This is a genomic window from Clostridium uliginosum (assembly GCF_900112485.1).
GTDB classification, from domain to species: Bacteria; Bacillota; Clostridia; order Clostridiales; family Clostridiaceae; genus Clostridium; species Clostridium uliginosum.
Map to the genome: position 1 here is coordinate 46782 of NZ_FOMG01000026.1, position 9402 is coordinate 56183.

9 protein-coding genes and 1 pseudogene are annotated in these 9402 nt (G+C 30.0%); 2 read left to right on the forward strand and 8 right to left on the reverse strand.

Features of this window, described 5'->3' with window-relative positions:
- Positions 1–311: 311 nt before the first annotated feature.
- A pseudogene (locus tag BM027_RS14410) lies at positions 312–557 on the forward strand (N-acetyltransferase family protein); the annotation flags it as partial.
- A gap of 43 nt (positions 558–600) precedes the next feature.
- Here BM027_RS14410 and BM027_RS14415 read toward each other — a convergent pair.
- From BM027_RS14415 to BM027_RS14445, 8 genes are all read right to left on the reverse strand, one after another.
- Positions 601–969 carry an HsmA family protein gene (locus BM027_RS14415; protein ID WP_090093315.1) on the reverse strand — a complete coding sequence of 123 codons (369 nt, stop codon included), beginning with the start codon at positions 967–969 and terminating at the stop codon, positions 601–603.
- Positions 970–1093: 124 nt separating this feature from the next.
- Positions 1094–1648, reverse strand: a complete 555-nt coding sequence (locus tag BM027_RS14420) for a TetR/AcrR family transcriptional regulator (RefSeq protein WP_090093317.1) — start codon at positions 1646–1648, stop codon at positions 1094–1096.
- A 378-nt stretch (positions 1649–2026) separates the two neighbouring features.
- Positions 2027–3730: a [FeFe] hydrogenase, group A gene (locus BM027_RS14425; RefSeq protein WP_090093320.1), complete on the reverse strand. Its 1704-nt coding sequence runs from the start codon at positions 3728–3730 to the stop codon at positions 2027–2029.
- A gap of 61 nt (positions 3731–3791) precedes the next feature.
- Positions 3792–5672 (reverse strand): NADH-quinone oxidoreductase subunit NuoF, encoded by a 1881-nt coding sequence (locus BM027_RS14430; RefSeq protein WP_090093322.1) that lies wholly within the window; start codon positions 5670–5672, stop codon positions 3792–3794.
- On the reverse strand, positions 5662–6150 hold the full coding sequence (locus BM027_RS14435) for an NADH-quinone oxidoreductase subunit NuoE family protein (RefSeq protein ID WP_090093324.1): 489 nt from the start codon (positions 6148–6150) through the stop codon (positions 5662–5664). The genes BM027_RS14430 and BM027_RS14435 overlap by 11 nt, the downstream gene beginning before the upstream one ends.
- A 565-nt stretch (positions 6151–6715) precedes the next feature.
- Positions 6716–7051, reverse strand: coding sequence for an ArsR/SmtB family transcription factor (locus tag BM027_RS14440; protein ID WP_090093326.1), 336 nt, complete (start codon positions 7049–7051; stop codon positions 6716–6718).
- Positions 7052–7419: 368 nt separating this feature from the next.
- On the reverse strand, positions 7420–7560 hold the full coding sequence (locus tag BM027_RS18280) for a clostri-philic family protein (protein WP_175559999.1): 141 nt from the start codon (positions 7558–7560) through the stop codon (positions 7420–7422).
- A 131-nt stretch (positions 7561–7691) separates the two neighbouring features.
- Positions 7692–7910, reverse strand: a complete 219-nt coding sequence (locus tag BM027_RS14445) for a DEAD/DEAH box helicase (protein WP_090093329.1) — start codon at positions 7908–7910, stop codon at positions 7692–7694.
- A 349-nt stretch (positions 7911–8259) separates the two neighbouring features.
- Here BM027_RS14445 and BM027_RS14450 point away from each other — a divergent pair, with 349 nt between their 5' ends.
- Positions 8260–9300: a serine hydrolase gene (locus tag BM027_RS14450; protein ID WP_090093333.1), complete on the forward strand. Its 1041-nt coding sequence runs from the start codon at positions 8260–8262 to the stop codon at positions 9298–9300.
- Positions 9301–9402 lie beyond the last annotated feature (102 nt).

A 9402-nucleotide genomic window follows, 5' to 3' on the forward strand; every position in this document is an offset into this window, starting at 1 on the left:
CAAATATCCTAATGTAATAAGAAATTACATACTTTTATTGAATCCATACCTTGTCATATTTTCTAATGACTGTGAATCTGTTCCTTGATAATGAAATATTATCCATTATCATTCCCCCTTCACCTATAACACAATTTAAATAGGTAAAATGTTGCATTTTATAAATATTTTTTTACGCTATCTTTTAAAACAGTGTTGATATTGTTATATAGAGTTCATGGACAGTAGAATTTACTTTTATTGGTTAGTTAGAATTAAACTTGGTTAATACAAGCTAGAGGAAGATAATAAAATTTAACAATACTTTATTTGAAAAATATAAAGGGCAAGGTGTAGGAACAATCCTCCTTCAAAATTTAATTAAGCTATCAGAAGAAAATGGATTTTGGACTTTACAGTCTGGTATTATAATCGAAAACATTACAAGTATAGCATTACATAAAAAGTGTGACTTTAGAGAAATTGGAATAAGAGAAAAAGTAGCAAAAATGAATAATGGGATGTGGCATGATGTAGTTTTAATGGAACGTAGAAGTAAGGTAATTGGAATAAACTAATTTAGTATCAATAAATTACTCTTGTAAAACAAAAAATCTAATTTTAGTGCGACATACCAAAAATTGCACCTGAAATAAAAGGTATTAACCAAATAACCCATACAATAATACTAAATTTGTGAAAATTAGCTTTAGTTTTTTCATCGTTCTTAATTAAAACGATCGTTGCCCAAAGTGCATGTAACAGCATTAAAATTATTGCTAATAAACCTGTTAGACCATGGAAGTTAAATTGAAACCCGCCTTTAACAATTTTACTCATGAGTGTTGTTCCTAAAGTATCAAATACTAATCCTAAGTAAAATACCAACATATGCCATTTTTTTAATTCACCTTGTTTTTTTTCACTCCATACACCGATTGTATAAAATATAAGTGCTGATGTAATAGACATAATTGCATAAACTAACATAATAATACCTCCAAATCTATAAATTTTTCTATAAAAGAATGTGTTATGAACAATGTTCATTTAAGACCAAAAAAATTCTTTAAGCAATATTTCAAAAATTAATATTCAAAATTAGCATATGATACTAAAGTAATTCTCTAAGAAACATTTCAAAGGATGAATACTTAAAAATCGGCATCTGCACCATTGTAATACAATTCATCAATATAAACTTAGCGGTTTCATAGGAATCTAACTTAAGGTTAATTTTATTATTTCTTACTTCTTTTAGTAAAATATTTTCTATCATATTCACTAATTTTTCCATATAAATATTTTCTTTTTCTAAACTATTTTTAATGTAATCAGGATTTTCGTAAAACTCAGGTTTAAGCCATATTTCTTTAAAAGTTTTAATAAAAATGCTTAGTTTATTAAATATTTCATTCAATTTAATATATAATGTATCATCCGAATTTACTATATCTTCAAGTACATAGAAGTGCTCTTTCCAATAATCCGTCATCATTTCAATAATAAGTTCTTTTTTTGTTGGATAATAATTGTATATCGTACCAAGGGCAATATCACATTTTTTAGATAGAGTTCTCATGCTAAACTTTTCATAGCCCTCATTGTATAGAATTTCTTTTGCTCTAGTTAATATAAGTTGTTTCGGATTTTCAATTATTCTTGACAATTATAACACCTCCTATAATCAATTATAAAGTTTATATGAACACTGTTCATTGTAGATTGATTAATACCATTTGTCAATACTTTTAATATTCTAAAACGCGATAATCGATTTAAAAATGCCATATGACTTAAATTTCATATGGCATCTGTTTATTTAATTATATATTCTTAACTTCAGTGAAGTTTAAGCTCACTTTAAAACTAAAAATTTCTTAAGGCATCTCCAAATAAATAACTAGTCAGTATTCTTGTCTTTTTGTACTATACTGCATCGATAAAGACAGCTAATAACAATAATATTAACTGCCTTTACTTTCTTGTCTAACTGTCAAAAAATTCTAAGAATCTTTAACTAGTTATTTATTTATAATACCTAATTTTAGTGTTCACTATGTTCATAATGAACATGAAGTAATTCCTTAGAACGTCCTTTTAGTAACCCACTATACAAAGACATCATCATAGGATTTTCTTCGCTTCGTTTAATCTGTGCAACCTTATCCACCTTATAAAGTCCTTTTGCCCTTTCATTCTTATCTTCTTTTAAACCGAATGGTTGTCCTGCTCCAGATATACAGCCACCAGGACAAGCCATAACTTCTACGAAATCAAAATGTTCTTCTCCGCTTTTGATTTTCTCAATCAAACTTTCTGCATTTGCAAGTCCACTTACTACTGCAATACGAAGGATACTGTCTCCTACTGGTAGTTCGCATACTTTTATACCTTCCATACCACGAACACCTATAAATTCTATTCTTTTTAATACTTTCGTAGTTTTCTCTTCAACAACAGTACGGATAACAGCTTCTGTTACACCACCGGTAACACCGAAAATCACACCTGCACCTGAGTATAGAGAAAAAGGCATATCCGGAGATTCTGATTCAATTTTATTAAACTGGATACCAACTTCCTTAATCATCGCACATAGTTCTGTTGTGGTAATTACATAATCCACATCCTTGATACCATCTCGTACAAATTCATCTCTAGCTGCTTCTGCTTTTTTGGCCGTACATGGCATAACAGCCACAGATATGGTTTCTTTATCATCAGAAGCATCCTTATCCTTAAAATGTTCTTTAATAACAGCTCCAAACATCTGCATTGGCGATTTACAACTGGATACATAAGACATCAGTTCCGGATGTTTTGTTTCTGCATATCGCACCCAGGCCGGACAGCAAGAAGTAAATAATGGAATCTTACCATCTATTGCTTCTAATTTTTTTAAAAATTCTTTAGATTCTTCAACAATTGTGAGATCAGCACTTAATGAAGTATCATAAACCTCATCAAAGCCTATTCTTCTCATTGCTGCAGCGATTTTGTCCATAACATTTTCGCCTGGTCTCATACCGAATTCTTCACCTAATGCCACACGTACTGCAGGTGCAACCTGTGCTACAACTCTTTGTTTTGGATTATATAATGCTTTCCAAACATTCTTAAGATCACTCTTTACAATAATTGCACCTGTAGGACATACACTAGCACACTGTCCGCAGTTTACACAATCTGTTTCTCCTAAGCATTTACCAAATGCCGGACTTACTACCATCTTAGCACCGCGGTGTGCAAAATCAATTGCACCTACATTTTGCACTTCGTTACACATTCTAACGCAATCACCACATAAAATACATTTACTAGGATCACGAATAATTGCCTTAGATGAAGTATCTAATTTCTTTTCACTATTAGTGCTTTTAAATCGAATATTTTTTAAACCAAAACGTACTGCTAGTTCTTGAAGCCTACATTTACCGCTTTTTTCACATACGGTACAATCTCTACAATGAGACGCTAGAAGTAATTCTAAAATCATCTTACGATGCTTGTGAAGTTTTGGTGTATTGGTCTTAATTGACATCTTATCTTTAGGTGGTGTAGAACAAGAAGCTATAATACCGCCCCATTCATCTTCAACCACACACATTCTACAGGCTCCGTAAATGGACAAATCCGAATAATAACAAAATGTAGGTAAATCAATGCCTGCTTTTCTTACTAAATCCAAAATATTCTTTTCTTTATCGAATTCTACCCTATTACCATCAATTATCATATATTTTGACATAGTTTTTCATCATCCTTTCAGTAAGGCATATTCAAATGCTTAATTTATATATTTCACTTTGTTAAACCAATTGGACTGCTTTGAAAGCACAACCATCCATACAAGCACCACATTTAATACATTTTGATTTGTCAATGGTATAAGGTTTCTTTATTTCTCCTGAAATAGCTCCTACTGGACACATTCTGGCACATTTTGAACATCCTCTACACTTATCCTTATCAATTTCATAGGACATTAGTGCCTTACATACACCTCCTGGGCATTTTTTATCCACAACATGGGTGATATACTCATCTCTAAAGTATTTTAAAGTACTTATAACTGGAGAGGCAGCAGTCTTTCCAAGTCCACAAAGAGCGGTAGCAGAAATGGTCTCGGATAACTCTTCTAACATATCAATATGTTCTAAAGTACCTCTACCTTCTACAATATCATCAAGTATTTCTAACATTCTTTTTGTACCCTCTCTGCAAGGTATACATTTTCCACAAGATTCGTTTTGGGTAAAATTCATAAAAAAACGAGCCACTTCAACCATACAGCTCTTGTCATTCATAACAACCAGACCGCCACTACCAATCATGGCACCAACCTTCTTTAATGAATCAAAATCTAAATTCAAATCTAAATGGTTCTCATTAATACAAAGACAGCCTCCAGATGGTCCACCAATTTGCACCGCTTTAAATTCTCCGCCTTTGACTCCACCTCCAATATCGAATATAACCTTTCTTAAACTTGTTCCCATAGGAACTTCTATAAGTCCAGTATTATTCACATTACCAGTAAGTGCAAATGCCTTGGTTCCATGATTCTTGTCAGGTCCCATAGTCTTGTACCATTTTGCACCTTTATTAATAATTGATGTAACATTACAAAATGTCTCAACATTGTTCAATACTGTTGGTTTACCGAATAAACCCTGTTCTACGGTTCTCGGTGGTTTAACCCTAGGCATGCCTCTATTTCCTTCAATAGAAGCTGTTAGTGCACTACCTTCACCACATACAAATGCTCCTGCTCCTTGGTTGATATGTAGTTCAAAATCAAAACCTGAATTTAAAATATTCTTGCCTAAAAGTCCTTTTTTTATAGCTTGTTCGATAGCTATCTGTAAGCGTTTAACAGCTAGAGGATATTCTGCTCTAACATAAATATATCCATAGTGAGCCTTAGTAGCAATACCTGCAATAATCATACCTTCAATTACTCTGTGAGGATCACCTTCCATCATGCTTCTATCCATAAAGGCACCTGGATCGCCTTCATCTCCGTTACATACGATATATTTTTCAGTTTCTGCCTGTCTTAATACTTGATCCCATTTCCTTCCAGTTGGAAAGCCTCCGCCTCCTCTTCCTCTTAGATAGGCTTCTGATATTTCATTTACTATATCTTGGGATGTCATATCAAAAAGTGCTTTAGCAACAGCATTGTAACCATCCATAGCTAAGTATTCTTCAATAGATTCCGCATTAATATGACCACAATGTTCTAAAGCCACACGAGTTTGTTTTTCATAAAATGGGATTTCTTCCTGTTTACTGTAGCTCTTATTTTCATTTTTATAAATCAGACGTTCTACAACTTCATCTCCAATTATGCTTTTTTCAATAATTTCTTCGCAGTCACTTACTTTAACTTTTATATATAGCCAACCCATAGGTTCGATTTTTAACAATGGACCCATCTCGCAAAAGCCATGACATCCGCTCTTCTTCAAGCCTACTGTCTCATCATGTGGTTCTTCTTCTAGTGTCAGTGAAAGTTTAAGCCCTCTTTCATCTATTATTTCTTGAAGTCTTTTATAAATGTCCAAAGACCCACCTGCCACACAGCCGGTTCCAGCACAAATTAAGATTTGCTTGTACTGCTTGCCTAAAGATGCTTTATATTTTTCTCTCATAGAATCCAATTCTTCTCTTGTATTAATTCTCATTAGCTGCCTCCTCCTTTAACTTCTTAATTAAATCACTTGCTTTATCCGGTGTCATGGTCGGATATACTACATCATTTATAGTGCAAACTGGAGCTAGTCCACATGCACCTAAACAAGATACTGTTTCTACTGTGAAAATCATATCATCTGTTGTAACCTTAGTTTCAGAAAGCCCTAGTGTTTTCCTGAATTCTTCTAAAATAGGAACTGATTTTCTGACATGACAGGCAGTTCCATCACAAATTTTTATTACATATTTGCCTTTTGGTTCTAATGAAAAGTTTTCATAAAATGTTGCTACACTATATACTTTAGCTTCACTAATCTTAAGTTCCTTTGCAATATAGCATAGTGCATCCTCTGGCAGATAACGATATTCCTTTTGAACCTCCTGCATAATAGCAATGACTGATGTCTTGCTATAATCATGAGCAGCTAAAATGTTGTCTAGTTTTTTTATTTCTTCTTGATTTAGCATGACTTTCCCTCCTTCTATATTATATATTTATACAAAATAAGTATTATTAGTTCTATATATACTATATTGGAATAAAATAGATAGGTCAATCAATATTTGGAACATATGATGTTTTTTTGAAAAATATGTATCAATTTTGAAATTATTTCTTTATTTTATTTATAATTATAATCTCTATAATTATTGATAATAAACTTATTTCTCCTACTAATGCAAAGCCTATTAAACGAGATGTATCTGATATCATATTTTGATCCTCCTAAAGTTTTTATCCGATTTCTACCACTGCTAATACTCCCATCGCACTATATGAAAGCGATTCACGCCAAATCAAGGGTTCTCTGCTTTTCTATTAAAGTGGAGATAAGCACTGCTACGTACCTGGATAAGTAATTCTTATAAGCAAACTCCACCTGAACCTAAGAATCACTTAATTAAAAGTATGCTCTACATTCCCTATTTTTAAACATAATAAAAGGCATCTCCCCCAAAATAAACTAGCATGCTGACTAGTTATTTTTTTGAAAATGCCTAATACTCTTTTCAGTTGTCCTTAACAATGGTATTAGTTTATACTGTTATTTTTACATATACACTCTTTTTCTTTGCAAATACAATCTTCAGTTTCTGTAACTACATTCATTAAAAATAAAACTAATTTATTAGAATTTAATGTATTTAATTTATAATGATTCCAAGTTCCTTCTTTTCTGCATTCAACTAGTCCACAATCCATTAATACCTTCATATGATGAGATAATGTAGGTTGAGTAAATTCAAAATTTTCTAATATATCACATGCACACTTTTCACCACAAGATAGCAAATCAATTATCTTAAGTCTATTAGGATCTCCTAACGCTTTAAATATTTTTGAATTTATTTCATATTTGGATTCCATATATACCTCCTTATATAGACGAATATCTATGCATAATATAAACATTTATTGATTAAATGTCAACATTAGTATATACATAAACTTAATATACCTTAAACAAAAAATAATCCACACAAATCTTAAATTCATATGGATTATTTTTACTTAAGCATCTCCAAATAAATAACTAGTCAGTATTCTTGTCTTTTTTGAACTATACTGTGTCAGTAAAGGCAGCTAATAACAGTAGTATCAACCGCCTTCACTTTCTTGTCTAGTTCAAAAAATCCTAAAAATCTTTGACTAGTTATTTATTTTACAATGCCTTATTAGTTTATATTTTAATATAATATTTAAACATATTTAATAAAGAAATAAATCAGTATGCCTTATTTCTTTATTGGTTCTCCTGCAAAATTTTTATATTCTGGTTCATTCTTATCATTTCCTACGTTGTTTTGATTTCCATGAATCCTTTGTCTTCTTTCCCCTTTTTGCATTGGGTTGATTGCTCCCTCTTTATTTGTCATATTAAACACATCCTTTCATTAAGTATTTTGTACTTATATGAAAATTTAATGCATTCTTATTTATTCCTTAACATTAATATCTACATTTGTATTGATAATAATAATTTTTATAAATAAGCATAATATATTTTTTAAGCTCCTTGAAATATTATCAATCCATCTTCTTGTGTTACTACTCCACTTTGTTCTAATCTAGCTAATTCCATATCTAAGTTAAAGCTATTATAATATTTCTCCTCCACTACAGTTTCATATTTTTCAAAAATTTTTTTTAACTCGTAATAACTAATCTCCTTTGCCTCACTTATCTTATGAATTAAATTCAAAGAATAACTTGAAATTCTGTTCATAATATCACTCCTTATATAATTAGTATTATTTTATGTAATAAAATGAGGTCTTCTTATTTACTAATCAACTGAATCTTATAAGTTAATATTATTGTTTGTAAGTAAATATTAGAACTTATATTTTTTATTTTCAAGAGGTATAATAAAGTGTAATTTTATTATATTTTTAAAAATAACTTCTATACTACGTATACTTAATAATATAAATTAATTATTAAATAATTATTACTTTTATCCCATATTGCTTACTTTTACATAAAATATTTTCCATCATGTCGAAAACTTATTGACATTATTTTTTATATTTCATACAATCTTCACAACAAGTATTTTAGGTAGGGGGTGAAAAATGAGAATCACAAAAAAGCATTTTTTAATAATCCTAATTTTGTTTTTTTGTCTTCTAACACTTTTAATTTATACTTTTCGTTCAAATTCTGAGCTTAAAAGTATTAAAAGTGATAATACTACTAAGTTATATAATAATGTTTATGAAAATTCTCGTGATGATGCTGCTTCAACTATTATAAATACACAAGCTCTTAAAAAATATCTTATCCCTAAAAAACTAAATACAGGTATTTCACTTGATAAAGATTTATTAAATCTTGATTTAACAAATGAGTTCAAGCTATCTATTTTACATAATAATAAATATAATTTAGAAGATAGAATATCATTATATTTAGGTACTGACAAAGAAAATGTAGGACTTATATATTATGATTTAAATTCTGATGAATATATTAACTTTAATGAAGATGATATTTTTGTAGCTGCAAGTACATATAAAGTTTCATTAAATGTACTGACATATGAAAGAGCCAAAGAAAATAAAAATTTACTTAATACTACTATTAAATATGAAGACAAATACTATGAAGAAGGTACTGGAGTATTACAGAATTTAACCGACATCCCTAACATGAAAATTCAGGATTTATTAGATTTATCTATAATTAATTCTGATAATATTGCAACTAACATGGTAGGTTCTTACTTTGGTGGACATGCTCAAGCAAGGAAAGAAGTATGGAATATGTTTGATGTCCCTATATCCTATTCTGATAATGTAACTACTCCAAATGCTGAATTTAAAATTTTAAAACATATATATGATAATAAAGATGATATTAACTATGCTCATTTAATTAAAGTTTTGCAATCAACAGATTGTCATAGTAGGATAGATAAATACCTACCTTATGATATAGTTGCTCATAAAGTTGGTTCTAGTAATGAATATATTCATGACATAGGATTAGTTTTGGATAAAAATCCATATATATTAATAATTTATACAAAAGACTTGGACAATCCTGAAGAAAAAATTGCTCAAATATCAAAAGCTATTTATGAATATCAAATAACTGAAAAAGAACAAACTTAAGATAAATTGGGACAGTAGATAGTTTTGTGTAAAAACAAAATTATCTGCTGTTTTTTTACATAATCAGTTGGTAGTTTTGGAATAATATACTTTAAAATATTT

Excerpts from the sequence above, each read along its gene's own strand:
- BM027_RS14415 (WP_090093315.1), bottom strand. The coding sequence starts at position 969 with ATGTTAGTTTATGCAATTATGTCTATTACATCAGCACTTATATTTTAT.
- BM027_RS14425 (WP_090093320.1), bottom strand. The coding sequence starts at position 3,730 with ATGTCAAAATATATGATAATTGATGGTAATAGGGTAGAATTCGATAAA.
- BM027_RS14440 (WP_090093326.1), bottom strand. The coding sequence starts at position 7,051 with ATGGAATCCAAATATGAAATAAATTCAAAAATATTTAAAGCGTTAGGA.
- BM027_RS14450 (WP_090093333.1), top strand. The coding sequence starts at position 8,260 with ATGAGAATCACAAAAAAGCATTTTTTAATAATCCTAATTTTGTTTTTT.
- BM027_RS14435 (WP_090093324.1), bottom strand. The coding sequence starts at position 6,150 with ATGCTAAATCAAGAAGAAATAAAAAAACTAGACAACATTTTAGCTGCT.
- BM027_RS14445 (WP_090093329.1), bottom strand. The coding sequence starts at position 7,910 with ATGAACAGAATTTCAAGTTATTCTTTGAATTTAATTCATAAGATAAGT.
- BM027_RS18280 (WP_175559999.1), bottom strand. The coding sequence starts at position 7,560 with ATGACAAATAAAGAGGGAGCAATCAACCCAATGCAAAAAGGGGAAAGA.
- BM027_RS14430 (WP_090093322.1), bottom strand. The coding sequence starts at position 5,672 with ATGAGAATTAATACAAGAGAAGAATTGGATTCTATGAGAGAAAAATAT.